The following is a 673-nucleotide window of genomic DNA, read 5'->3' as shown; positions in this document are numbered from 1 at the left end:
GCGCCGACATCTTGCTCGCCAGGCTCATCGGGCACTTCAGCTTGGCGGCCGGGGTCCTGGCCAGCAGTCCCATCAAGGGGCCGCCGAGGCGGGCGGCGATCCGGTCGTGCGCGGTCTCGTCGCGGACCTGCTGGAGGCGCTGGTCGAGGAAGGTCATGCCGACGATGCCGGCCAGGGTGCCGCGCGGCGCCTTGGCGGCCACGTGGTACGTGAGCATGCCGCCCGCGCTGAGCCCGTACAGGACGATCGGGCGGTCGTCCCGGGCGCGCTCGTGGGCGAGGAAGTCCACGACCAGATCGACCCAGTCGTCGTACGACGGTGTCGTGCCCGCCCTGACCTGAGTGAGGCCGTAGCCGAGGTTGTCGAGGGCGACGGTCTCGAAGCCGAGCCGCGCGAGCGGGGCGCCGAGGATGAGGGACATCTGGCGGCCGTTGGTGCCCACGCCGTGGTGCAGCACGACCTTGGCGCGCGCCCCGGGGTTCGGGTACCGGTCGAGGTGGACGCGGTGTCCGCGCCAGTCCCAGAACTCCTCCTCGGGAGCGGTCTCGTCGGTCAGGCGCAGCCGCTCGGGCAGAAAGCGCTGGAGGTCACGCCATGCCTGCTGGTCGCGGTAGGAGGTGGGGGCGGTGGAGCTCATGAGGGGGTGCCTTCCGGCTGGGGCCCGCTGGTGGGC

The 673-nt window shown here is 72.5% G+C and carries 1 protein-coding gene; it reads right to left on the bottom strand.

Going from position 1 to position 673, the window contains the following annotated elements; all coding sequences use genetic code 11:
- On the bottom strand, positions 1-637 hold a 637-nt coding region (locus CCN72_RS37510), incomplete at its 3' end, for an alpha/beta hydrolase (RefSeq protein ID WP_086812701.1).
- Between the last annotated feature and the right edge of the window lie 36 nt (positions 638-673).

The sequence above is a fragment of the Streptomyces murinus genome, from assembly GCF_002154555.1.
GTDB lineage: Bacteria > Actinomycetota > Actinomycetes > Streptomycetales > Streptomycetaceae > Streptomyces > Streptomyces murinus.
Note: the sequence above shows the minus strand (reverse complement) of the source record. Positions and strands in the feature narration are given on the sequence as shown.